The sequence below is a fragment of the Kitasatospora paranensis genome, from assembly GCF_039544005.1.
GTDB lineage: Bacteria > Actinomycetota > Actinomycetes > Streptomycetales > Streptomycetaceae > Kitasatospora > Kitasatospora paranensis.
Genome location: NZ_BAABKV010000001.1, coordinates 6284742 through 6309334 on the forward strand (window position 1 = coordinate 6284742; position 24593 = coordinate 6309334).

Annotated in this window: 17 protein-coding genes, 3 pseudogenes and 1 riboswitch; of the genes and pseudogenes, 13 read left to right on the forward strand and 7 right to left on the reverse strand. The window is 73.2% G+C overall.

The genetic code is table 11. From position 1 onward, the window contains the following. Positions 1-11 precede the first annotated feature (11 nt). Both ABEB13_RS29870 and ABEB13_RS29875 read right to left on the reverse strand, forming a co-directional pair. Positions 12-1316 carry an NRAMP family divalent metal transporter gene (locus tag ABEB13_RS29870; protein ID WP_345707936.1) on the reverse strand — a complete coding sequence of 435 codons (1305 nt, stop codon included), beginning with the start codon at positions 1314-1316 and terminating at the stop codon, positions 12-14. After that, entirely contained in the window at positions 1313-2680 is a 1368-nt protein-coding gene (locus ABEB13_RS29875; RefSeq protein ID WP_345707937.1) for a magnesium transporter MgtE N-terminal domain-containing protein, read from the reverse strand. The genes ABEB13_RS29870 and ABEB13_RS29875 overlap by 4 nt, the downstream gene beginning before the upstream one ends. Before the next feature lie 290 nt (positions 2681-2970). Then, positions 2971-3140, reverse strand: a riboswitch (M-box (ykoK) riboswitch). Between the two features lie 316 nt (positions 3141-3456). On the opposite strand from ABEB13_RS29875, the gene argJ reads away from it, so the two are divergent. Both argJ and ABEB13_RS29885 read left to right on the forward strand, forming a co-directional pair. After that, complete coding sequence (gene argJ / locus ABEB13_RS29880; RefSeq protein ID WP_345707938.1) at positions 3457-4611, forward strand: bifunctional glutamate N-acetyltransferase/amino-acid acetyltransferase ArgJ; 1155 nt, start codon at positions 3457-3459, stop codon at positions 4609-4611. A 68-nt stretch (positions 4612-4679) separates the two neighbouring features. Beyond that, the gene (locus ABEB13_RS29885; protein ID WP_345707939.1) at positions 4680-5033 is read left to right on the forward strand and encodes a hypothetical protein; all 354 of its coding nucleotides are present in this window, start codon (positions 4680-4682) and stop codon (positions 5031-5033) included. 80 nt (positions 5034-5113) lie between these two features. Here ABEB13_RS29885 and ABEB13_RS29890 read toward each other — a convergent pair whose 3' ends face one another. Further along, on the reverse strand, positions 5114-5842 hold the full coding sequence (locus tag ABEB13_RS29890; RefSeq protein ID WP_345707940.1) for a carbohydrate-binding module family 20 domain-containing protein: 729 nt from the start codon (positions 5840-5842) through the stop codon (positions 5114-5116). Between the two features lie 386 nt (positions 5843-6228). Here ABEB13_RS29890 and ABEB13_RS29895 point away from each other — a divergent pair, with 386 nt between their 5' ends. After that, positions 6229-6528: a hypothetical protein gene (locus ABEB13_RS29895; protein ID WP_345707941.1), complete on the forward strand. Its 300-nt coding sequence runs from the start codon at positions 6229-6231 to the stop codon at positions 6526-6528. Positions 6529-7208: 680 nt separating this feature from the next. On the opposite strand, the gene ABEB13_RS29900 is transcribed toward ABEB13_RS29895, so the two are convergent. The 3 genes from ABEB13_RS29900 to ABEB13_RS29910 all read right to left on the reverse strand — a co-directional run bounded on the left by ABEB13_RS29900 (position 7209) and on the right by ABEB13_RS29910 (position 9538). Next, on the reverse strand, positions 7209-7400 hold the full coding sequence (locus ABEB13_RS29900) for a hypothetical protein (protein ID WP_345707942.1): 192 nt from the start codon (positions 7398-7400) through the stop codon (positions 7209-7211). Next, positions 7400-7924, reverse strand: coding sequence for a SigE family RNA polymerase sigma factor (locus ABEB13_RS29905; protein ID WP_345707943.1), 525 nt, complete (start codon positions 7922-7924; stop codon positions 7400-7402). The genes ABEB13_RS29900 and ABEB13_RS29905 overlap by 1 nt, the downstream gene beginning before the upstream one ends. A gap of 249 nt (positions 7925-8173) precedes the next feature. Beyond that, the gene (locus tag ABEB13_RS29910; RefSeq protein WP_345707944.1) at positions 8174-9538 is read right to left on the reverse strand and encodes a pectate lyase family protein; all 1365 of its coding nucleotides are present in this window, start codon (positions 9536-9538) and stop codon (positions 8174-8176) included. Between the two features lie 275 nt (positions 9539-9813). Between ABEB13_RS29910 and ABEB13_RS29915 the strand changes: the two genes are divergently transcribed. From ABEB13_RS29915 to ABEB13_RS29950, 8 genes and pseudogenes are all read left to right on the forward strand, one after another. Continuing rightward, positions 9814-11784 (forward strand): APC family permease, encoded by a 1971-nt coding sequence (locus tag ABEB13_RS29915; RefSeq protein ID WP_345707945.1) that lies wholly within the window; start codon positions 9814-9816, stop codon positions 11782-11784. A gap of 307 nt (positions 11785-12091) precedes the next feature. Further along, positions 12092-14076: pseudogene (locus tag ABEB13_RS29920) on the forward strand (APC family permease). Between the two features lie 180 nt (positions 14077-14256). After that, positions 14257-14427, forward strand: coding sequence for a hypothetical protein (locus ABEB13_RS29925; protein WP_345707946.1), 171 nt, complete (start codon positions 14257-14259; stop codon positions 14425-14427). Continuing rightward, the gene (gene kdpF, locus ABEB13_RS29930) at positions 14424-14513 is read left to right on the forward strand and encodes a K(+)-transporting ATPase subunit F (protein WP_100887929.1); all 90 of its coding nucleotides are present in this window, start codon (positions 14424-14426) and stop codon (positions 14511-14513) included. The genes ABEB13_RS29925 and kdpF overlap by 4 nt, the downstream gene beginning before the upstream one ends. 2 nt (positions 14514-14515) lie before the next feature. After that, on the forward strand, positions 14516-16177 hold the full coding sequence (kdpA, locus tag ABEB13_RS29935) for a potassium-transporting ATPase subunit KdpA (RefSeq protein WP_345707947.1): 1662 nt from the start codon (positions 14516-14518) through the stop codon (positions 16175-16177). Continuing rightward, positions 16177-18289 (forward strand): annotated as a pseudogene (gene kdpB, locus ABEB13_RS29940) (potassium-transporting ATPase subunit KdpB). The gene kdpA and the pseudogene kdpB overlap by 1 nt, the downstream one beginning before the upstream one ends. A gap of 21 nt (positions 18290-18310) precedes the next feature. Next, positions 18311-18940 (forward strand): K(+)-transporting ATPase subunit C, encoded by a 630-nt coding sequence (gene kdpC, locus ABEB13_RS29945; RefSeq protein WP_345707948.1) that lies wholly within the window; start codon positions 18311-18313, stop codon positions 18938-18940. A 116-nt stretch (positions 18941-19056) separates the two neighbouring features. Then, positions 19057-21641, forward strand: a pseudogene (locus ABEB13_RS29950) (ATP-binding protein). A gap of 60 nt (positions 21642-21701) precedes the next feature. On the opposite strand, the gene ABEB13_RS29955 reads toward ABEB13_RS29950, so the two are convergent. Continuing rightward, a complete protein-coding gene (locus tag ABEB13_RS29955) occupies positions 21702-22652 on the reverse strand; it encodes a LysR family transcriptional regulator (RefSeq protein ID WP_345707949.1) in 951 nt (316 codons plus the stop codon). A 175-nt stretch (positions 22653-22827) separates the two neighbouring features. On the opposite strand from ABEB13_RS29955, the gene ABEB13_RS29960 reads away from it, so the two are divergent. Beyond that, the gene (locus ABEB13_RS29960) at positions 22828-23523 is read left to right on the forward strand and encodes a type 1 glutamine amidotransferase domain-containing protein (RefSeq protein WP_345707950.1); all 696 of its coding nucleotides are present in this window, start codon (positions 22828-22830) and stop codon (positions 23521-23523) included. A 201-nt stretch (positions 23524-23724) separates the two neighbouring features. Further along, positions 23725-24561, forward strand: a complete 837-nt coding sequence (locus tag ABEB13_RS29965) for an undecaprenyl-diphosphate phosphatase (RefSeq protein ID WP_100887922.1) — start codon at positions 23725-23727, stop codon at positions 24559-24561. Positions 24562-24593 lie beyond the last annotated feature (32 nt).

Below are 24593 nucleotides of genomic sequence, written 5' to 3' on the forward strand. Positions count from 1 at the left end.
CCGGCCGGCCGTCAGCCCAGGCCGAACCAGCCGAGCACGGTCTGCACCAGCAGGATGGTCGACATGGCCGCCACGGCGACGACCACCGCACCGGCCGCGATCCGGTACCGCGGGCCGTTGGCGGCCGCCCCGAGCACGCTGCGGCGGTTGGTGAGGATCAGCAGGTACACCAGGACGACCGGGCTGATCAGGCCCTGCAGCACCTGGGTGCCGATCAGCAGTTTGATCACGTCGACCGGGGTCATCGCCACCGCGGCGCCCAGCGCGATCTGAGCGGTGAACAGTCCCAAAAACAGCGGCGCGTCGCGGAAGCTGCGGGACACCGAGCGCTCCACCCCGGCCGCCTCCCCGATCGCGTAGCTCGCCGACAGCGGCACCACCGCGCCTGCCAGTGCCGAGGCCCCGATCAGCCCGAACGCGAAGAGCAGTTCGGCGCCCTGCCCGGCCACCGGCTTCAGCGCCTCGGCGGCCTGGGCGGCCGAGGCGAGCGGTCCGCTGCCGCCGATCGCGGAGGCCGTCGCGACGATGATCGTCATGCTGATCACACAGGCGAACAGCGCGCCGAGGATCGCGTCCGCCCGGATCAGCCGGTAGTCCTCCGGCTTCGCCCCGCGGTCCACCACCCCGGCCGCGGCGTAGAACTGCATGTACGGGCTGACCGTGGTGCCGATCAGGGCCACGCCGAGCAGGATGAACGCCTTGTCGGGCTGGACGTGCGGCAGGACGAGGTGCGAGCCGACCTGCCCCCAGTGCGGCCGGCCCAGGATCATGGCCACCGGGTAGGCGAAGAACACCAGCGACATCAGCAGGAAGATCCGCTCCGCCCAGCGGTAGGAGCCGAACAGCACCAGCGCCCAGAGCAGCAGCGCGGCCGGCGGGATCACCGCCCACTTGGGGACACCGAGCAGTTCGAAGGCGGCGCCGATCCCGGCGAACTCGCTGACCACCAGCCCGGTGTTGGCCAGCAGCAGGCAGAACAGCGCCACCGCGGTCAGCCGCAGGCTGAACTGCTCGCGGATGAGCGCCCCCAGGCCCTTGCCGGTGTGGGCGCCGAGCCGCACGGCCATCTCCTGGACCATCACCAGGGCGACGGTGACCAGCAGCATGAAGAAGAGCGTGCCGTACGTGTACTGCGAGCCCGCTGTGGCGTAGGTGGCGATCCCGGCGGCGTCGTTGCCGGCGTTGGCCGCGACCAGCCCGGGGCCGGCGACCGCCGCCACGACGGCGAAGCGTCCCCAGCGCCCGCGGCGTCCGGGCGGCGCCGTCGCCGCGACGGTGCCGGACGGGGGCGTACGGGTGGTGGTGTCGCCGGTCACTGCAGGAACCTCCGGAAGTGCAGGCGCCCGCGCTCGGGCAGCAGGGTGTCGAGGACATCGTCGGCGAGGATGCGGCCGATCGGGCGGCCCTGCCCGTCGACCACGAGCAGCGAGGACGCCCGGGAGGCCACCAGGAGTTCGGCGGCCTCCGCGATGCGGGCATGCGGGTCCACGGTGGCGGGCGGCCCGAACTGGGCCGTCCAGTCGGCGATCTCGCCCATGGTGGTGGGCTCCTCCGCCACCGTCAGGTCGAACAGCGAGATGTCGGCCAACAGCCGGCCGTGGTCGTCGACCAGGGCGACCGCCGCGATCTCGGCGCGGTGCTCGGCCAGTTCGGCCAGGCTGCTGCGGACGGCGGAGGCGGTGTCCGTCCGGCGGGCGGTGATCACGCGGGGCGTCATGCAGCCGCCCGCCGTCCCCTCCCGGTAGGTGAGCAGGCCGCGCAGCTCGGCGGCGTCGCTCTGGGGCAGCCGCTGCAGCAGCCGTTCGCGCTCGCCCGGGTCCAGGTCGCGCAGCGCGTCGACGGCCTCGTCCGGCTCCATCTCGTCGACCAGCCGGGCCGCGTCCTCCGGGGCAGCCTCGCGCAGCAGGTTCTCCAGCTCCGCCGGCTCCATCTCCTCCAGCGCGTCGGCGACATGGGCCGGCGCCAGCCAGGTGAGGAGCTGCTGGCGCTCGATCCGGCCGAGGTCCTCCAGGACGTCGGCGAGCTCCGCGGGGCGCAGCCGGTGCAGTGCCGCCCGGGACGCCCGCAGGTGCACCTGGGCCGGGCCGTCGGTGGCCTGCTCGGCGAACGGCGCCACCGACTGCCAGTCGACGACCCGTTCCGGCGTCGGCCGGGCCTGCCAGCGCCGCGGGCCGAGGCGCCGCAGCAGGGTCGACAGGCTCACATCCACCCCGACCAGCACGGTGCGGCCGCCCTGCGGTGCGAGGTAGAGGTCGGCCGCCCGGCTGACCTGCACCCCGTCCACGTCGACGAGTTGGTGGTCCAGCACGTCCCGGCAGAGCAGCACCTCGCCGGGCCGGCGCTCGAACTCCCGCAGGTCGAGCCGGGCGGAGCTGAGCGACACCCGGTCGCCGGCGAACCGGCCGACCTTGTCGGCGGCGATGAAGGCCCGTCGCCGGCCGACGCTCACCACTAGGCCGGTGACGGGCGGGTAGGGCTCGGAGCCGTACAGCCGGGCGACCACGTCGACGATCCGGCCGACCTCCTCGCCGGACTGGTTGGTCACCGGGCGGCCGACCAGGCCGGCCAGTGAGACCAGCGAGGCGCGGACGGCCTGGACGGCGCCGGCCCGGCGGACGGACCTGACCCGGCGGTCGCGCAGGCGTGCGGACGTGGTGGCGAGCAGTGTGCTGGTGGCCATGGTGAACACCCCTGCCCCGGCAACTCCGGGGCTCCGGGCGGCAGCGGGCAGCACTCCGCCCCTCGCGGCCGCCCGCCCGGCCGGGCCCGGGCAGGCCGACGGTCGGGGCAGGGGGAGGAAGGTGACGGGAGTGGCTACCGCGTGCCGCGGAAGGACGACGAGGACGACGCGGACAACGTGGTGAGGGGCCGACTATGGCCCGGACTGCTGTCCATCTCTCGCCTCCTTCCGGCCGGGACGCACGGGGGCGTCGCTCAGGGCGCGGCAAGGGGGAGGACCGGGCGGATCCCGGTACACCCCAACTCGTCAGAGCTTTGGCACTCCACGGCGTGTCCCTGTGCGGGAAGCCACTTGGGATCACCCCTTAGGTCGGGGAGACCTGTCCTGATCCGGAGCGTCTCTCGACGGGTGGGATCAGTGGCCTGTGTCCGTGAAGACGCCTCACCGAACGAGGTGTCCTACAACAACACGCGGATTCTACGCCCGCGGTGGCGGATGCTCCAACCCGGCCGCCGTCCGGCGGGTCGTACCGGACGGCCGCCGCGAGGGCGCGGCCGGTGGCCGGGCCTGCGCCCGCCGGTCATAGGTATGCGCCGCGGGTCGGACGGCCGAGCGGTTCGCTGCCGACCGCGTGTCCGTCATGTCGGCCCTCTTCCTGCCGACTTCCCCGGCCGGTGAGTGCCGGCAGGGGAAGTCTTCGCGCGCCCCGCGCTGGGAATGTATGCTGCCGAGCGCATGGCAATGCAGTGGCCGGGAATGCTCGAAAGGGATCGATCATGGACTTGGCAGTGCCGCGGGGGTACCTCTCCTACACCGCGAACATGGGACTCAAGGACGAGGCGCACGACTTCGCCCTGGTGGTGTCCGAGGTGCCCGCCGTGTCCGCCGCGGTGTTCACCCGGTCGCGCTTCGCCGGCCCCAGCGTGGTGCTCAGCCGCGCCGACGCCGGACTCCGCCGCAGCCGCGGCATGGTCGTCGTCTCCCGCAACGCCAACGTCGCCACCGGCAAGGTCGGTGCGGCGCACGCCGAGGAGGTCCGCCGGCTCGCCGCCGAGAAGGCCGGGGTGCTGCCCGAGGAGCTGGTGATCGGCTCGACCGGCGTCATCGGCCGCCCCTACCCGATCGAGAGCATCCGCGAGGGCATCGCCAAGATCCCCACGCCGCCGGCCGCTGCCGACTTCGAGGCCGCCGCCGCCGCGATCATGACCACCGACACCCGGGCCAAGTCCGTCCACCTGCGCTGCGGCGACGCCGTCGTGGTCGGCATCGCCAAGGGCGTCGGCATGATCGAGCCGAACATGGCGACGCTGCTCACCTTCTTCTTCACCGACGCCGAGATCGGGGCCGACCGGCTGGAGGCGGTCTTCCGGCGGGTCGTCGACCGGACGTTCAACGCGCTCAGCATCGACACCGACACCTCGACCAGCGACTCCGCGGCCGTCTTCGCCAACGGCCTGGCCGGCCCGGTGGACGAGGACGAGTTCGAGCGGGTGCTGTACGAGGCCGCGCTCTCCCTCGTCCGGAACATCGCCTCCGACGGCGAGGGTGCGAGCAAGCTGCTGGAGGTGCGGGTCACCGGCGCCCGCGACGACGCCCAGGCCAAGCGGGTGGGCAAGGCCGTGGTGAACTCGCCGCTGGTCAAGACCTCCGTCCACGGTGCCGACCCCAACTGGGGCCGGGTCGCGATGGCGATCGGCAAGCTCGACGACGACCTCGACATCGAACCGGCCCGGGTGCGGATCCACTACGGGGAGCTGGAGATGTTCCCGGAGGAGCCCGACGACGCGATGCTGGCACGCGCCCGTGCCTACCTCGCCGGGGACGAGATCGTCATCGGGGTCGACCTCGGCATCGGCGACGGCGAGTTCACCGTCTACGGCTGCGACCTGACCGAGGGCTACATCGCGCTCAACTCCGGGTGCACCACCTGACGGATGTCACGCGCGGCAGGTGTCACCGAGCACTGTCGGCGGCCTTCCTGCCGCTCTACGGTGAGTACATGACGAACAGTGAGAAGCGGGACGACCGGAAGACCGATGTCCGGGTCAGTGTGATCGGGGGAACTCGTCTGGCGGGCGCCGAGATTCACAGCCGCACCCTGACCGCCTCGCTGATCGGCGGGGTGGACGTGGATCTCACGGACGTGGAGATCCCGGACGGTGCCGAACTCAGGATCACCAAGCTGAGCCTGATCGGCGGCGTGCGGCTGCGGGTCCGTCCCGACGTGCGCGTGGTGGTCGGCGGCATCCGGCTGGGCGGTGTCAGCGACGACGGGCCGAGCACCGCGGGCGGGCCGACCGTACGCGTCGACGCCTGGGGCCTGCTGGGTGGCGTGAGCGTCGTCCGCTCCTGAGCGGTGGACGGCCGGCCTCTCGGCGCCGGACGGCCGGGGCGCGCCGCATCCGCCCCCGGCCGTCCGGCGCGGGCCGGGCCCTACCGCCAGGTGTCGTGGACGATCAGGGTGCCGCCGCTCGGCGGGGTGGTGGTGGACCGGTCCGGGCCGCTCTCCCAGGTGACGGTGCCGTCCGGGTCCCTGGTCAGGTACTTGTACCGGAGGGCGGTGTCGGGCGGCAGGGTGGCGAAGCCCGTCCACTGCGGGTAGACGAAGGCGCTGGTGCTCAGCGGGACGGCCTTGGCCGGATCCCAGGCGCCGAGTTCGGGGAGGCTCCCGCTGACGAGGAGCTGCTGTCCGTACCAGGTGGTGGCCTCGGCGTTGAAGACGGTGGTGACGGGGTTGCCGTCCGCGACGTTCCACTGGTCGTCGAGGGCGAGGTGCCCGTTCGCGGACACGAACACGGACCGGACGGGGACGTCCTCGCGGACGAGCTCGCCGGCGCCGGTGCGCCGGAGGTACGTGTACTGGACCTGACTGCCCGCCGGGAGCGGAACGGTCGCGGACCAGAGCGACGAGCCGCCGCCGTCGGTGGTGAGCGGGACGGCCTCGGCCGGATCCCAGGCGCCGAGTTCGGCGACGCTCCCGGACAGCAGGACGGTGTCGCCGGGGTCGGTGGCCGCCGTCACCCGGACGGGTACGGACACCGAGGACGGTGCCGCTCCGGCGGCCGCGGCGGTGCCGGCTGGGACGAGCAGGGCGGTGACGAGCAGGGCGAGCAGCAGCGACAGGACCGGTCGGGGCCGGGGGCGGCCGACGGTGACGTGCATGGTCTTCCTCCGTCGAGTCGGAAAGGGCGGGCCGGCGGTGGGGGAGCGGCCGGTGGCCTTCGGCCCGACCGGCATCGAAGCACGGATCCACCCCGCTGCCTGAAATTTCTTGCAGCGTCTTGCGCAAGGATGGGCGACTTTCGGCCACTGCTCCGCCGGACGGCGGGCCGGGCCCGGCCCTGCCGCCGTGGCCCGCTCCCACCTGCGGGAACGGGCGGCCGGCAGGCGGACGGGGCGGCCCCCGGGCCCGTCCCGCAACCTCCCGGCAACCCGTCCGGAGCCGACTGCCGCACTGCTGTCATGTCCGGCACAGGAAAGACGGCCGGAACCTGCCGCCCGGGCGGTCGCGACATGCGGGCGGCCGCCACCGGCGGGAGGCTCGGAGCATGAGGCCGATCGTGGTGATGCTGGAGATCGAGGAACCGCCGACGACCCGCGAACTCGGCGGCGGCGAGCACCCGGCCGTCGGCCGGGCGGCACTGGTCGTGCACGCGGTGACCGTGGACCCGGACGCGACCGCGGCGGACCCGGGGGCCGGGCCGGCCGGGCGGACCTGCTGCGGCCTGGACACCGCCGGCCTGCAGCGCGACCCCTACCAGCCCGCGGACGCCGGTGCCGACTGGTATCCGCCCCGCTGGGGCCAGCGCGTCTGCGGGACGTGCGCCGCAGTCGTCCGCGGCGGGTGAGGCCGGTGCCCGCCCGGCCCGGCGCGGGCCGGGCCGCTCAGGAGGTGCGGGCGAAGTCCCCCAGACGGCCGCCGGACCGGCGGCGGCGGTGCCGTCGGCCAGGTAGCTGTCGTCCTTGGCATCCCGTCCGCCGGTGGCGTGGGTGTACTGGCCGGCGAAGACGATCTGCCCGGCTGGGACGGTGCGGCCGGCCTTGAGGGTCCACCGGTAGACCAGGAAACCGCTGTCCCGGCGGACCGAGACGTCGACGTCGGCGGCGGGCAGGGTCTGCCAGTGCCCGGTGTCGGCGACCCCCGGGGTGAGGGCGATCCGCAGTTCGACGGTGAGCGCGGTGAGCGGCGCCCTGGTCTTCACCGTGACGTTGCTCTGCGCCCAGGCGTCGGTGCTGTGCGGGTCGACCGAGCCGTCGGACCACAGTGGCCCGTCCGAGGTGCGGCCGTGCGCGCCCGTCGGTGCGGCGGAGGTCCGCCCCGCCGGGTCCGGGGTTCCGTCGGACGGCCGGGCGGAGCCGCTGCGGGCCGGGCTCCCGGTCGGCCCCGGAGAACGGGTCGCTGACGGGACGGCGGGGCCGGATGCCGTGGCGGAGACGGGCGGGGCGGATCCGGTCGGGCCGGCGGCCGCGCTCCGTGCGGGCTGCGGGCCGCCGTGCACGATGGCGCCCACCGCGAAGCCGCCGACGGTCATGGCGCCCGCGGTGGCCAGGGTGGCGAGCACCACTTTGGGCCAGGACAGCACGGCGGTGCGCTCCCGGTGCCGACCGGGGCGGTCGGGGAGGGGCGGGCCATGCCGCGCTCGACGCGGGCCAGCATCCGCTCACGGTCGGGCCGGTGGCCGTCGGCGGCGTCCCGCAGTCGGCTGCGCAGGTCGTCCATCAGCTCCTCCTGCCCGTGAGTGCTTCGCCGGCCCGTGCCCCGAGCAGCTTCTCCAACTCCGCCATCCCCCTGGAGGTCTGGCTCTTCACCGTACCGACCGAGATGCCCAGGGCCCGCGCGGTGTCCTGCTCCGAGAGGTCGAAGGCGTGCCGCAGTACCACGCAGGCCCGCTTGCGCAGGGGCAGCCGGGCGAGCGCGGCGCGGACGTCCACGACGGCGGCGACGTCGGGATCGTCCGTCCGCTCGGGGCGGTGCGACCAGAACGCCAGGACGCGGCGGCGTTCCCGGACGGCGCTGCGGATCCGGCCGCGTGCCAGGTTGGCGACCACCCCGCGGGCGTAGGCGATCGGGTGGTCGGCCCGGCGGACGCGGTCCCAGCGGTGCCAGAGGGCGACCATCGCGTCTGCGGCGAGATCGTCGGCGGTGTCGGCCTCGCCTGTCAGGAGGTATGCCAGTCGGGCCAGTTCGGCGTGGTGGCGTTCGAAGAACCCGTGGAACTCCGCGGACGCCTCATCGGCGGTCATGCCCGTGCTGCGGCCTCTCGGTGAGATGTTAACGTTCACACCCGCTGTGCGAGGCGGCAGCGTATCAGCCGTGCGCGGGCGGGCCGGAGCCGGTCCGCGGGAGGCCGGGCCGGTGCCGGACGGGCGCGCGGGCCCGCAGCCGGGCAGCCCTTCCCGGCCGTCCCACAGCCCTTCGGTGGTCATCGCCCCGCGCCTCCCGCCGGTGCCCGGCCGTCCGTACCCGTCCGTCCCCGACCCGCCCGTGCCGGCTCAGCCCGCGACGGTGCCGGTCGCGGTGAGGACGCCGGCCCCGGCCTTCCGGGCGAGCTCGGCGGGCAGGCCGCCGATCGAGGTCTCCAGGCCCGCGGTGAGGGTGGGGGTCCAGTTCACGGTCGCCTTGATCTTCTTCTTCGGCCCGGCCGCGTTGTACGCCGCCACGAGGTCGGTGACCGTGCCGTTCACCAGGTTGCCGCTGCCCGCCACGGCGCCCGTCCCGTCGCCGCTGAGCAGTTGCGCGACCTTGCGGTCGGCCGACAGCGCCCAGTAGTTGTCCTGCGCCACGACCTGGGCGCCGGCCCGCGCGTTGATGCTGTAGCTGTGCGCGTACCCGTTGAGCTTCGCGGTGTCGTAGTAGTTGTCGTACAGGTGCACCTGGCCCACCCGGGCGAGCGGCGCGCGCTGGACGATGCCCTGGAAGACGTTGTGGTGCAGCGTCACCCGGAGCCTGGTGTCCTTGTCGCTGCTGCCGATCAGCATGGTCTTGTCGTGGTTGGTGAACCGGTTGTACTCGACGGTGACCAGGTCGGAGGCGTTGGTGATGTCGAGCGCGCCGTCGTGGACCTGGTACTCCCGGCCGAAGTACGACGTGTTGGCGCCGTCGTAGTGCGGGCCGTCGGAGAACGTGTTGTGGTCGGCCCACACGTGGGTGGAGCCGCGCAGGGTGACCGCGTCGTACTCGGAGTTCCAGTTGCCGGTGGAGCCGTCCGTGGGATCCCACTGCGGGAAGCAGTCCCGGACGTCCGTGAGCGTGAGGTTCCGGATGACGACGTTGTCGGCGTTCTTCACCTGGAGGCTGCCGCCGGTGATCCCGGCGCCGGTGCCTGGCACGCCGACGATCGTCGTCCGGGACGGCACCGCGAACGTCATCCGGGCGGCCTGGTTCTGCTGCGCAGTCCGGCGGGCGCTCTCCTGGCTGCCGGACGGCACCTTGGAGCGGCCCCAGACGGCGGGGTCGTAGGCCTTGAGGTACGCGGCCAGCGAGTAGCCGGTGCCCGCCGCGTAGGACTGGCAGCTCAGCGGCCTGCCGGCGTCGTCGGTGTTGGCGTCGATGACGCCCTTGACCTGGATGATCCGCGGGGCGTCGGCCGGGGCCGCCTTCAGCGCCTTCACCAGCTCGGCGCGGGTGGAGACGGTGAACACGTGGGCGGCGTCCGCCGCCCGGCCGCCGGTGGTGCCCGCGCCGCTCGCGGCCCAGCCGTCCTTGGCCGGCAGGACGCCGTGCGCGAGGTCGGTGGCCGCGGCGTCGGCGCTCATCACCAGCGGGGCGGCGCCCAGCCCGGCGGCGGCCACGGCGGCGGCACCGATCAGGGCGAGGCGGCGGCGGCCGACCGGGCGGCGGTGCGAGGAAGCGGACATGCGGGTTGCTCCTTGGGGCAGGGGGCACTGTCTGCCCCTCAGTTGCCGCCGCGGCCGGAAGGGTTGCCGCCCGCCCGGAGGAATTTTTCGACGGCGCCCGCCCGTGCCCCCGGCGCCCGCCCGCCCGGGCGGGCCGCTGGGCCGCCGGGCCCCTGGGCCGATGTGGCGACTCGGGCGCCGGGCTCCACGCCGGGCCGACCCCCGGCGCTTACGCTGACCAGGCCGCCGGTCCGTCCGGCGGGCAGGTCAGCAGGGGAATCCAGACGGGAGTGCACGTGGTCTCCTCAGCGTCGACCGGTCCGGAGCCCGGGGCGTCCGCCGGGCAGCGTTTCCGGGCCTGGCTGCTGGAGGGCCTGGCCGACAAGGTCAAGCAGCATCCCGGGCCGCACGCCCAGTCACCGGCCGCGCACCCGGGCCAGCGCTGGTGGCGGGTGATGTGCCTGACCGGTCTCGACTACTTCTCGACCCTGGGCTACCAGCCGGGCATCGCGGCGCTGGCGGCCGGGCTGCTGTCGCCGGTGGCGACCATCGTGCTGGTGGTGGTGACCCTGCTGGGCGCCCTGCCGGTGTACCGGCGGGTGGCCCAGGAGAGCCCGCACGGCGAGGGCTCGATCGCCATGCTGGAGCGGCTGCTGTCGTTCTGGAAGGGCAAGCTGTTCGTGCTGGCCCTGCTGGGCTTCGCCGCCACCGACTTCCTCATCACCATCACGCTGTCCGCCGCGGACGCCACCGCCCACCTGGTGGAGAACCCGCACATCGCCAGTGCCCTGCAGGGCAAGCAGGTGCCGGTCACCCTGCTGCTGATCGCGCTCCTCGGCGCGGTGTTCCTGAAGGGCTTCGGGGAGGCGATCGGCGTCGCGGTCGTCCTGGTCGCGGTGTACCTGGCCCTGAACGTGGTCGTCGTCGTGGACGGCCTGTGGCACGTGCTGCAGGAGCCGCACCTGGTCAGCGACTGGACGCACGCGCTCACCGTCGAGCACGGCAACGTCGTCGCCATGATCGGGGTGGCGCTGGTGGTGTTCCCGAAGCTGGCGCTCGGCCTGTCCGGCTTCGAGACCGGTGTCGCGGTGATGCCGCACATCGAGGGGGACCCGACCGACACCGAGGAGCGGCCGACCGGGCGGATCCGCGGCGCCCGGAAGCTGCTGACCACGGCCGCCGCCATCATGAGCGTCTTCCTGATCACCACCAGCTTCATCACCACCCTGCTCATCCCGCCCGCCGCGTTCGAGCCGGGCGGCGCCGCCAACGGCCGCGCCCTGGCCTACCTGGCCCATCAGTACCTGGGCGCCGCGTTCGGCACGGTGTACGACCTGTCCACCATCGCCATCCTCTGGTTCGCCGGCGCCTCCGCGATGGCCGGTCTGCTGAACCTGATGCCGCGCTACCTGCCGCGCTACGGCATGGCACCGCACTGGGCGCGCGCCGTCCGCCCGATGGTGCTCGTCCTCACCGCGATCGCCTTCCTGGTGACCTGGCTGTTCGACGCCAGCGTCGACAAGCAGGGCGGCGCCTACGCGACCGGTGTCCTCGTCCTGATCACCTCGGCGGCGATCGCGGTGACCATCGCGGCGCGCCGGGCCGGCCAGCGCCACTGGACGATCGGCTTCGCGGTGATCGCGGCGGTCTTCGTCTACACGACCGCGGTGAACATCGCCGAGCGGCCCGACGGCGTCAAGATCGGCGCCTGCTTCATCGCCGGCATCATCCTGGTCTCGCTGGCCTCCCGGCTGGCCCGCGCCTTCGAACTGCGGGTCACCGACGTCGTCCTCGACCCGGTCGCGGAGCGCTTCGTCCGGGACTGCTCGCACCGCTCGATCCGGCTGATCGCCAACCAGCCCGACCGCCGCGACCTGGAGGAGTACCGCGAGAAGCTGCGGCAGATCCGGACGGACAACGACATCCCGGTCGAGGACGACCTGGTCTTCGTCGAGGTCACCGTCAGCGACGCGTCCGACTTCGAGGCCGAGCTGACCGTCCGCGGCGAGGTCCTGCACGACCGCTACCGGGTGCTGACGCTGGAGCACTCCAGCATCCCCAACGCGCTGGCCGCGATGCTGCTGCACATCCGGGACCGGACGGGGGAGCAGCCGCACATCTACTTCGAGTGGACGGAGGGCAACCCGTTCGCCCAGTTCATGCGGTTCTTCCTGTTCGGCCAGGGCGAGGTGGCGCCGGTCACCCGGGAGGTCCTCCGGGAGGCCGAGCCGGACCGGCTGCGGCGCCCGCGCGTCCACGTGGGCTGACCTCCCGCCGGTCGCCGGGGCGGCCCCGGGGCCTGGCCCGCGGACGTCCGGACCCCCGCAAAGTGCCCGAAAGGCGGGGAATGTCCGAGTCCGCGTGCGAACATTGACGCGGTCTTAACGCCGTGCCGAACGGCCCCGAACACGCGCTCGGATGCCGGTCGTACCGCCTCTGATCTGCGGCGACACCCCGCCGGACGGCCTTCCGGGCCGACCCGGACGAGGCATTGCGCAGCGCCCGCCGCCGCCTACGCTCGCCCGTGTGTTCAATCTGCCCCAGGCGCTCAAGCGCCTCGTGATCGGCCGCGCGATGCGCAGCGAGGAGCTGGGCGAGACGCTGCTCCCCAAGCGCCTGGCCCTGCCGATCTTCGCTTCCGACCCGCTCTCCTCGGTGGCCTACGCCACCCAGGAGATCCTGCTGGTGCTCACCGTCGGCGGCACCGCCTTCCTGTACCTGACCCCGTGGATCGCGGCCGCCGTGGTGGCGCTCATGGTCGTCGTGGTGCTCTCGTACCGGCAGGTGGTGCACGCCTACCCGAGCGGCGGCGGCTCCTACGAGGTGGTGTCCCGCAACCTCGGGGCCAACGCGGGCCTGGTGGTGGCCGCCTCGCTCCTCGTCGACTACGTGATGACGGTGGCGGTGTCGGTCGCCTCCGGGGTGGACAACATCATCTCCGCCTTCCCGGGCATCGCCGACTACCGGGTGCCGATGGCGGTCGGCTTCGTCGCCCTGCTGACGGCGATGAACCTGCGCGGCGTCCGCGAGTCCGGCAAGGCGTTCGCGGCGCCCACCTACGTCTTCATCGGCGCGATCCTGCTGATGATCGCGACCGGTCTGGTGCGGATGGTGTTCGGCGACGCGCCGGTCGCGGAGAGCGCCGCCTACGGCGTCACCGCCTCGCACGGCAAGGACTCCTCGCCGGGCTCGCCCTGCTGATGCTGGGCCTGCGCGCCTTCGCCTCCGGGTGCACGGCGCTGACCGGTGTCGAGGCGATCTCCAACGGCGTCCCGGCGTTCCGCGCGCCCAAGTCGAAGAACGCCGCCTCCACCATGGCCGTCATGGGCCTGACCGCGATCGTCATGTTCATCGGGGTGACGGCCCTGGCGCTGGTCGCCAAGGTGCACTACGTGGACGACCCGTGCCAGCTGACCGGCATCGCCGGCGACTGCGCCGCGTTCACCCAGCAGACGGTGATCGCCCAGCTGGCATCGGCGATCTTCGGCGGCAGCAGCAGCCTGCTGTTCTACCTGGTGCAGGCGGCCACCGCGCTGGTGCTCATCCTGGCCGCGAACACCGCCTTCAACGGGTTCCCGCTGCTGGCCTCGATCCTCGCCGAGCACCGCTACCTGCCCCGCCAGATGCACACCCGCGGCGACCGCCTGGCCTTCTCCAACGGCATCATCGCGCTCGCCGTGGTCGCCGGCGGCCTGCTGTGGCTGTACGGCGCGGACGTCACCAGCCTGATCCACCTGTACATCCTGGGCGTCTTCACCTCGTTCACGCTCTCCCAGATCGGCATGGTCCGGCACTGGAACCGCGCGCTGCGCACCGAGACCGACCCGGCGGTGCGCCGGGCGGCCCTGCGCGCCCGGGTGATCAACGCCTTCGGCGCGGCCACCACCGCGCTGGTGCTGGTGATCGTGCTGATCACTAAGTTCACCCAGGGCGCCTGGCTGGCCGTGGTCGCGGCCGTGCTGCTCTGGCTGATGATGCGCGGCATCAGGCGCCACTACGACGCCGTCGCCGCCGAGCTGGCGGTGGACGACCCGCAGGCCGAGTCCGCCCGCCCGGCGCAGGTGCACGGCATCGTCCTGGTGTCCAAGCTCCACCGGCCCACGCTGCGGGCGCTGGGCTACGCCGAGGCGTTCCGTCCGGACACCCTGGAGGCGCTGTCGGTCGCCGTCGAGAAGGACGCCACCGAGGAACTGACCCGCCAGTGGGACGCGTTCGGGATCGGCGTGCCGCTGAAGGTGCTCGACTCGCCCTACCGGGAGATCACCCGGCCGGTCGTCCAATACGTCCGGGAGTACCGGCGGAGCACGCCGCGGGACGCCGTCGCCGTGTTCATCCCGGAGTACGTGGTCGGCCACTGGTGGGAGCACCTGCTGCACAACCAGTCCGCGCTCTGGCTGAAGAGCCGGCTGCTGTTCACCTCCGGCGTGATGGTCATCAGCGTGCCCTGGCAGCTCTCCTCGGCGCCGCGCGCCGACCACCCGGCCAGGCGCGCCCCCGGCGCGGTGCGGCGCGGCGAGCCCGAGCAGCGCCGGAAGGTCCCCGAGCCCGAGCGGCTCTGACGGACGGGCCCCGGCAGGGGCTCAGGCACCTGTTCCGGCAGCGGGCCCCGGGCGGCGACCACGCCGCGCGGGGCCCGCTGCCGTGGTGCGCCGCGGCCGGCACCGTCAAGACCGCGTCAAGGCCGCAGGCCGGCCCGTATGGAGCGCGTCAGGGCCGCCCCAACGGGCTAAAACCGCTGGTTGGCTTCCTATGCCGGTCTTCCACCGGCGCCGGACGGGCTCCCTCGCGGGCCGCCCGGCCTGCCCCTCAGCCACCGTGGTGGAGCCATGTCGGACCTCGTCTTCGTCGGCGTCACGATCCTCGTGTTCGCCGTCATCGCCCTGATCGCCCGAGGGGTGGAGAAGCTGTGACCGCGGAGAACGTCGTGGGCCTGCTCGTCGCAGCGGCCCTGATCGGCTACCTCGTCCTCGCGCTGATCCACCCGGAGAAGTTCTGACCATGAGTGCCACTCTCGCGGGCTGGCTGCAGGCCCTCGCCCTGGTGGGCGCCCTGGCCCTGTGCTACCGCCCCCTCGGCGACTACATCGCCAAGCTCCTCACCTCCGCCAGACACCTCAGAATCGAACGCGGCCTGTACAAGGTCGTCGGCGTCGACGGCGACGCCGACCAGCGCTGGCCCGTCTACCTCCGCTCGGTGCTGGCCTTCTCCGCCGTCTCCGTGCTCTTCCTGTACGGGCTGATCCGCCTCCAGACCCACCTGCTGCTGAGCCTCGGCGTGCCGCAGATGGCGGCGCACCAGGCCTGGAACACCGCGATCTCCTTCACCACCAACACCAACTGGCAGTCCTACAGCGGCGAGTCCGCGATGGGGCACCTCGTCCAGATGGCCGGCCTCGCGGTGCAGAACTTCGTCTCCGCTGCGGTGGGCATCGCCGTGGTCGCCGCGCTGATCCGCGGCTTCACCCGCAACCGCACCGACCGCCTCGGCAACTTCTGGGTCGACCTCACCCGGATCGTGCTGCGCCTGCTGCTGCCGGTCTCGATCGTCTTCGCGCTGGTCCTGGTGGCCAACGGGGTGGTGCAGAACTTCCACGGCTTCCACGAGCTGACCACGCTCACCGGCAACCCGCAGGCGATACCCGGCGGCCCGGTCGCCTCGCAGGAGGTCATCAAGGAGCTCGGCACCAACGGCGGCGGCTTCTACAACGCCAACTCCGCCCACCCGTTCGAGAACCCGACCGGCCTCACCAACTGGCTGGAGATCTTCCTGCTGCTGGTGATCTCCTTCTCGCTGCCCCGCACCTTCGGCCGGATGGTCGGCGACCACCGGCAGGGCTACGCGATCGTCGCCGTGATGGGCCTCTTCTGGGTCGCCTCCGCCGCGCTGATCACCTTCGCCGAGGCGCACCACTCCGGCACCGCCCTGCAGGCGGCCGGCGGCGCCATGGAGGGCAAGGAGCAGCGCTTCGGCATCGCGGCGTCCAGCCTCTTCGCCGCGTCGACGACACTGACCTCCACCGGCGCGGTGAACTCCTTCCACGACTCGTTCACGCCGTTCGGCGGCGGCCTCACGATCTTCAACATGATGCTCGGCGAGATCGCGCCCGGCGGCACCGGATCCGGCCTGTACGGCATGCTGATCCTGGCCATCGTGGCGGTGTTCGTGGCCGGTCTGATGGTCGGGCGCACCCCGGAGTACCTGGGCAAGAAGCTCGGCGGCAGGGAGATGAAGTTCGCCTCCCTCTACATCCTCACCACCCCGGCGATCGTGCTGATCGGCACCGGTGTCGCGATGGCGCTGCCCGCCGAGCGCGCCGGGATGCTGAACTCCGGGCCGCACGGCTTCTCCGAGGTCCTGTACGCGTTCACCTCGGCCGCCAACAACAACGGCTCGGCGTTCGCCGGCATCACGGTGAACACGCCGTGGTACGACACCGCGTTCGGCCTCGCGATGGTCCTCGGCCGCTTCCTGCCGATGGTGTTCGTGCTCGCCCTGGCCGGTTCGCTGGCCCGGCAGCAGCCCGTCCCGGCGACCCCGGGCACCCTGCCCACGCACAAGCCGCTGTTCGTCGGACTCCTGTCCGGCGTCGTGCTGATCGTCGTCGGCCTCACCTACTTCCCGGCCCTGGCCCTCGGGCCGATCGCAGAAGGTCTCCACTGATGTCCACCACCCTCACACCGGCCCCCGCACCGGCGGACCAGGGCCCCGCGACCGCGCACAGAGTCTCCAGCGGCCTCCTCGACCCCAAGCTGATCGTCGCCTCCCTGCCCGACGCGGTGAAGAAGCTCGACCCGCGCGTCATGGTCAAGAACCCGGTCATGTTCGTGGTCGAGGTCGGTTCGGTCGTGACGACGGTCTCCGCGGTCGCCCACCCGTCCGTGTTCGCGTGGGCGATCACGGTCTGGCTCTGGCTCACCACCGTCTTCGCCAACCTGGCCGAGGCCGTGGCCGAGGGCCGCGGCAAGGCGCAGGCCGACACCCTGCGCCGCGCCAGGACGGAGACCATGGCCCGCCGCCTCACCGGCTGGCCCGCCTCGCAGGCGGAGGAGGCCGTCGCCGGGGCCGCGCTCCGGCTCGGCGACCACGTGGTGGTCGAGGCCGGCCAGACGATCCCGGGCGACGGCGACGTCGTCGAGGGCGTCGCCTCGGTCGACGAGTCCGCGATCACCGGCGAGTCCGCGCCCGTGATCCGCGAGTCCGGCGGCGACCGCTCCGCGGTGACCGGCGGCACCAAGGTGCTGTCCGACCGGATCGTCGTGAAGATCTCCTCCGAGCCCGGCAAGACCTTCATCGACCGGATGATCGCCCTGGTCGAGGGCGCCGCCCGGCAGAAGACCCCGAACGAGATCGCGCTCAACATCCTGCTGGCGTCCCTGACCATCGTGTTCCTGGTCGCGGTCGTCACCCTGCAGCCGATGGCGACCTTCGCCGGCGCGCCGCAGTCGATGATCGTGCTGGTCGCGCTCATCGTCGCGCTCATCCCCACCACCATCGGCGCCCTGCTCTCCGCGATCGGCATCGCCGGCATGGACCGCCTGGTGCAGCGCAACGTGCTCGCCATGTCGGGCCGTGCGGTGGAGGCCGCCGGCGACGTCAACACCCTGCTGCTCGACAAGACGGGCACCATCACCCTCGGCAACCGGCAGGCCTCCGAGTTCCAGCCGGCGAGCGGTGTCACCGTCGAGGAGCTCGCGGACGCCGCCCAGCTCTCCTCGCTCGCCGACGAGACCCCCGAGGGCCGTTCGATCGTCGTCCTCGCCAAGACCGGCTACGGCCTGCGGGCCCGCGCCCAGGGCGAGCTGGCGCACGCCACCTGGGTGCCGTTCACCGCGCAGACCCGGATGTCCGGTGTCGACCTCGACGAGCCGGACGGCGTCCACCAGGTCCGCAAGGGCGCGGCCGGTTCGGTGAGCCGGTGGGTGACGGAGAACGGCGGCAGCGTCGGCAGTGACGTCGCCCGGCTGGTCGACGGCATCTCCGCCGCCGGCGGCACCCGCTGGTGGTCGCCTCGAAGATCGGCGACGGGACTCCTCGCGTCCTGGGTGTGATCCACCTCAAGGACGTCGTCAAGGCCGGCATGAAGGAGCGCTTCGACGAGCTGCGCCGGATGGGCATCCGGACCGTGATGATCACCGGTGACAACCCGCTGACCGCCCGGGCGATCGCGGAGGAGGCCGGCGTCGACGACTTCCTCGCCGAGGCCACGCCCGAGGACAAGATGGCCCTCATCAAGAAGGAGCAGGCCGGCGGCAAGCTCGTCGCGATGACCGGCGACGGCACCAACGACGCCCCCGCGCTGGCCCAGGCCGACGTCGGCGTCGCGATGAACACCGGCACCATGGCGGCCAAGGAGGCCGGCAACATGGTGGACCTCGACTCCAACCCCACCAAGCTGATCGAGATCGTCGAGATCGGCAAGCAACTCCTGATCACCCGGGGCGCGCTGACGACCTTCTCGATCGCCAACGACGTCGCCAAGTACTTCGCGATCATCCCCGCGATGTTCGCTGGCGTCTACCCGGGGCTGCGCCACCTCAACATCATGGGGCTGCACAGCCCCAGTCCGCCATCACCTCGGCGATCGTCTTCAACGCGCTGGTCATCGTGGGGCTCATCCCGCTCGCCCTGCGCGGCGTCAAGTACCGCCCCTCGGATGCCAGTTCTCTGCTGCGCCGGAACATCGCGGTGTACGGCTTCGGCGGCCTGATCGTGCCCTTCGTCGGCATCAAGGCCATCGACCTGATCGTCCAGTTCATCCCCGGCCTCAGCTGATCCCCGGAAGGAGGAAGCACCATGCCCAAGCCCCTGCCCACCACCGTGCGCACCCACCTCACCGCCCTGCGGATGCTGCTGGTGATGACCGTGATCCTCGGCCTCGCCTACCCGCTGCTCGTCACCGGCATCGCCCAGGCCGCCTTCCCCGCCAAGGCCGACGGCTCGATCGTGAAGGCCGACGGCAAGGAGGTCGGCTCCAGCCTGCTCGGCCAGAACTACGACCTCCCCAAGAAGCACCCCGACGACCCGAACGAGCAGGCCCAGCCGGACCCGAAGTGGTTCCAGCCCCGGCCCGCCGCCAACGCCTACGACCCGAAGAGCTCCGGCGCGTCCAACCTCGGCCCCGACAGCGAGGACCTGCTCAAGGCCGTCCAGGAGCGCCGCGCCGCCGTCGCCGCCTTCGACGGCGTCGCCCCGGCGAGCGTCCCGGTGGACGCCGTCACCGCCTCCGGCTCCGGCCTCGACCCGCAGATCTCCGTCGCCTACGCGAAGGAGCAGGTCGACCGCGTCGCCAAGGCCCGCAACCTCTCCGTGGACACCCTGAACAAGCTGATCGGCACGTACACCGACGGCCGCTCGCTCGGCTTCCTCGGCCAGGCCGGCGTCAATGTCGTCCTGCTCAACAACGCTCTCGCCAGCACGAAGTGACCGTCCGTCCGATCGACGGACGACGCCGGGCCGGCCCGGGCGCGCGGGGTGACCGCGCACCCGGGCCGGCCGTCCCCGTACCCGGCCCGCCGCCCCTGCGAGGAGACACCCCTGCCATGCCCCGCCACCCCGCCCCCGCCGCGCGCGGCCGGCTGAGGGTCTACCTCGGCGCCGCCCCCGGCGTCGGCAAGACCTACCGGATGCTGGACGAGGCCCGCCGCCGGCGCGAGCGCGGCGCCGACGTCGTGATCGGCTACCTGGAGTGCCACGGCCGGCGGCACACCCGCCGGATGGCGGACGGACTGGAGGTGCTGCCACGCGCCCGGCGGTCCTACCGGGACGCGGAGTTCGAGGAGATGGACCTCGACGCACTGCTCGCCCGCCGGCCCGCGGTCGCCCTCGTCGACGAACTCGCCCACACCAACATCCCCGGCGGGCGCAACGCCAAGCGCTGGCAGGACGTCGACGAGCTGCTCGCGGCCGGGATCGACGTCATCACCACCGTCAACATCCAGCACCTCGAATCGCTCAACGACGTCGTCCAGAAGATCACCGGCATCCCGCAGCGGGAGACCGTCCCCGACGAGGTCGTCCGCCGGGCCGACCAGATCGAGCTGGTCGACATGGCCCCCAGGCCCTGCGCCGCCGGATGGCGCACGGCAACGTCTACCAGGCGGAGAAGGTGGACGCCGCGCTCTCCCACTACTTCCGGGTCGGCAACCTCACCGCGCTGCGCGAACTCGCCCTGCTCTGGGTGGCCGGCCGGGTCGACGAGGGCCTGCGCGACTACCGCGCCATCCATGCCATCGACCGGGTCTGGGAGACCCGCGAACGCGTCGTCGTCGCCCTCACCGGCGGCCCGGAGGGCGAGACGCTGATCCGCCGGGCCGCCCGGATCTCCGACCGGACGGCCGGCGGCGAACTGCTCGCCGTCCACGTCACCCGCAGCGACGGCCTGGCCGGTGCCTCACCCGGCGCGCTCGCCGAGCAGCGGCGGCTGGTCGAGACCCTCGGCGGCAGCTACCACGTGGTGGTCGGCGACGACATCGCCGCCGCGCTGCTCGCCTTCGCCCGCGCGCACGACGCCACCCAGCTCGTCCTCGGCACCAGCCGCCGGGGGCGGATCAACCGCTTCCTCACCGGCCCCGGCATCGGCGAGACCACCGTGGACGCCTCCGAGGACATCGACGTCCACATGGTCACCCACGCCTTCACCGGCCGCGGCCGGCTGCCCTCGCTCGGCCGGCGCCACTCCCGCCGCCGCACCGTCGCCGGCTTCGTCGCCGGCCTGGTCGTCCCCACCCTGCTGACCCTGCTGCTGTCGCGCTTCCACGGCTCCGTCAACCTGACCACCGACGCCCTGATCTTCCAGCTCGGCGTGGTGGCGGTGGCGCTGCTCGGCGGCGCGACCTCCGCCCTCCTGGCCTCGCTGACCGCCTCGCTGCTGCTCAACTGGTTCTTCATCCCGCCCGTCCACACCTTCACCATCGGCGAGAGCAACAACATCATCGCGCTGCTGGTCTTCGCCGCGGTGGCGCTGACGGTGTCCACCGTGGTCGACCACGCCACCCGGCTCACCGCCCGGGCGGCCCGTGCCACCGCCGAGGCGGAGACCCTCTCCACCCTCGCCGGCAGCGTGCTGCGCGGCGCGGACGCGCTGCCCGCGCTGCTGGAGCGCACGCGGACGGCGTTCGCCATGGACTCCGTCGCCCTGCTGGACCGGGCGGCCGGCCGGGTGCTGGCCCGGAGCGACGCCGACGGCCCGCCCACCGCCGACCGGCCGGTCACCGAACTGCCGGTCGGCCCGGACGCGCTCCTCGTGCTGACCGGCCGCCGGCTGCCCGCCGCCGACCAGAAGGTGCTGACCGCGTTCGGCGCGCACGTCGCGGCCGCCCTGGAACGCGACCGGCTGGCCACGGTCGCCGCCGAGGTCGAACCGATCCGGGCCGCCGACCGGATGCGCACCGCCCTGCTCGCCGCGGTCAGCCACGACCTGCGCACTCCGCTGGCTGCCGCCCTCGCCTCGATCGGCTCCCTGCGCAGCCCGGACGTCGAATTCTCCGACGCCGACCGGGCCGAGCTGCTCGACCTCGCCGACGCCTCGCTCGTCCGGCTCACCCGGCTGGTCGACAATCTGCTCGACATGAGCCGGCTGCAGGCCGGCGCCCTCACCCTGCACCTGCGGCCCACCCACCTGGACGAGGTGCTGCCCCGCGCGCTGGACTCGCTGGCCGACCCCGACGCCCCCGTCCGCCCGCTCGACCTCGACACCGCCCCGCCCGTGCTCGCCGACCCGCCGCTGCTGGAACGCGTGCTGGCCAACGTGGTGACCAACGCCCTGCGGTACAACGCACCCGGCGCGCCGGTGCTGGTGACCGCCAGCGGCCTGCTCGACCGGGTGGAGATCCGGGTGGTCGACCGCGGGCCCGGCATCGCGCCCGAGGACCGCGACCGCGTCTTCCTGCCGTTCCAGCGCCTCGGCGACAGCGACAACACCACCGGAGTCGGCCTGGGCCTCGCCCTCTCCCGGGGCCTGGCCGAGGCGATGGGCGGCTCGCTGGAGGTCGAGGACACCCCCGGCGGCGGCACCACCATGCTGCTCACCCTGCCGGCCGCCCCGGCCCCCGACGCCGCGCCCGGCCCCGGGCCCGACCGGGCGCCCGCTCCGGATCCGGGGGCCGTGCTCCCGGACGTGCCGTGAGCCGCCCGGCGGAGGCCACCGGGCCCGACGGCACCGGACCATACGGCACCCGGCCCGGCGTCACCAGGCCCGGGCGGCGCGCAGCAGCAGATCGCGGACCAGGACCACGTGCGGGTCGGCGGCCGCGCCGGGCCGCTCCACCAGGTAGGCGGTGTTGATCGGGGCGTCCGCGGGCTCCAGCAGCGCCACCAGGGCACCGGAGGCCAGCTCCTCCCGGCACAGGTAGCGCGGCAGCACGGTGAAGCCGGCGCCGGCCGCCACCGCGGCCAGGGCGCCGCGCAGGTCGGGGACGGTGAGCGCGGCCGGGCGGGTCAGCCGGCGGCCGAAGACGTGCCGCCAGTACCGGCGGACGATCGGCAGGTCCGGCGCGTAGGCCACCAGCGGGACGTCGCTCAGCGCGGCCGGCCCCCGGCCGGCGACCCCGTCCGGTCCGCCGGCCCGCTCGGCCCACCGCCCGCCGGCGACCAGTACGAACTCCTCGTCCGCCAGCGGGACGGCCGCCAGCGTCCGGCCGGGCGGCCGCGAGGTGGCGACCAGCAGGTCGTGACGGCCGGCCCGGAGCTCGGCCAGCAGTGGCTCGGTGAGCCCGGTCGCCACCCGCAGCCGGACGCCCTGCGCCACCAGCGGGGCCAGCGCGGGCAGCACCCGCAGGCAGAGCAGTTCGGCCGGGCCCGCCAGGTGGACGGGCTCGGCCGGGGCCTCGTCCCCGCCGAGGTGCGCGGCGGCCGCCGCGAGCGCGTCCAGCGGTCCGGTGACCCGGCCCGCCAGCTCGTCGGCGTACGGGGAGGGTTCGACGCCGCGCGGCAGCCGCCGGAAGAGCTCCCGGCCGAGCTGCTCCTCCAGGGTGCGGATCTGCGCCGTGACGGTGGACTGCGACAGCCCGAGCAGCGGCGCGGCCGCGGTGAACGAGCCGGCCCGGTGCACGGCGAGGAAGGTGCGCAGCAGGTTGAGGTCCGTCCCGGCCGGCGCGCGGCGCGCCGGCCGGGACGGATCGGGGCCGCGGGAGGTCATGGCGCGACCCTAACCGGCGGGAGCCATCGGTTTCCCGATGGCAGGCAGCGGTGTTCCTGGTGGAAGCCGGTGGGCCGGGCGCCTACGGTCGGAACCACGGCGCGACGGTGTCCCGGCCGGGGCACCGGAGCGCGACCCGGGCCCCGGCGGCCCGCACTCTCCTGGAGGACGAGACATGGCGAAGATCCTGTTCGTACTGACCGGCGCCGACCACTGGACGCTGGCGGACGGCACCAAGCACCCGAGCGGCTACTGGGCCGAGGAGGTCGTGGTGCCGTACCGGGCGGTCACCGGGGCCGGGCACGAGGTCGTGGTGGCCACCCCGGGCGGGGTGGAGCCGACGGTCGACCGGGCGAGCCTGTCCGCGGACGCCAACGGCGGGCAGCAGGGCGCCGACGAGGTCGCCGCCGGTCTCGCGGCGATGGACGAGCTGCGGAGCCCGGTCGACGTGGCCGCGGTGGACCTCGCCGACTACGCCGCGGTCTTCTACCCAGGCGGCCACGGGCCGATGGAGGACCTGGCGGTGGACGCCGACTCCGGCCGGCTGCTCGGCCGGGCGCTGGCCTCCGGCAAGCCGCTCGCGGTGGTCTGCCACGGTCCGGCCGCCCTGCTGGCCGCGCGCGGCGAGGACGGCACCTCCCCGTTCGCGGGCTACCGGCTGACCGGCTTCACCAACGCCGAGGAGACCCAGGCCGGCCTCGCCGACCGGGCGAAGTGGCTGCTGCAGGACCGCCTGGTCGACCTCGGCGCCGACTTCGTCGAGGGCGGGCCGTGGGCCCCGCACGTGGTCGTCGACCGGAACCTGGTGACCGGCCAGAACCCGGCCTCCTCGGCGCAGGTCGCGGCGGAGCTGCTCCGACGGCTGGGATGACGCGCCTGCGATGATGCCGGTACCCGGCGGACGACCGGTGGTCGGGCGCGGTTAACCGTTCGTTCATCCTGATGCCGGAGGGTCCGGGGTGGTTGGACGGCGGGGCTGCACACGTCTACATTCCTGTAGTCACATGCGATGGCCGGCGTGCCCGCGTGTCGATCTCCGGACGATTTGCCCGACATCACTGGGAAGGTGCACGTGAGCGCGATCACTGTCGGACAGGCGGTTGTCCTGGGAATCGTGGAGGGGGTGACCGAGTTCCTGCCCGTCTCGTCGACCGGCCACCTGAAGATCACCGAGGGCCTGATGGGCATCCCGGTCGACGACGCCTCCGTCGTCGGCTTCACCGCGGTCATCCAGGTCGGCGCCATCGCCGCCGTGCTGCTGTACTTCCTCAAGGACATCGTGCGGATCGTCTCCGCCTGGGGCCGTGGCCTGGTCAACCGCGAGGAGCGGTACCACCACGACTACAAGTTCGCCTGGTGGGTCATCTACGCGACGATCCCGATCGTCGTCGTCGGCCTCGCCGCCAAGCCGCTCATCGAGGGCACCCTGGCCTCGCTCTGGGTGGTGGCCGGATCCCTGATCGTCGGCAGCGCCGTCATGTGGGCGGCCGACCAGATGGGCCGTCACAAGCGCGGTGAGGACGACACCACCTTCAAGGACGCGATGATCGTCGGATCCTCGCAGATCCTCGCGCTGCTCTTCCCCGGCTTCTCGCGCTCCGGCGCGACGATGTCCGCCGGTCTGATCCTCGACCTCGACCGGGTGGCCGCCACCCGGCTCTCCTTCTTCCTCGGCATCCCCGCCCTCACCGGCGCCGGCCTGTACGAGCTGAAGGACGCCCTGGGCGCCGGGGTCGGCACCACGCCGCTCGTGGTCGGGACCGCGGTCTCCTTCGTGGTCGCCTATGCGTCGATCGCCTGGCTGCTGAAGTACGTCGCCAAGCACTCGTTCAACGCCTTCGTGGTCTACCGGATCGCCATCGGCGTGATCCTCTTCGGCCTGCTCGGCACGGGCGTGCTGAACGCCTGACGTGCCGTCCGGCCCGCACGGGGCCCGGCCCG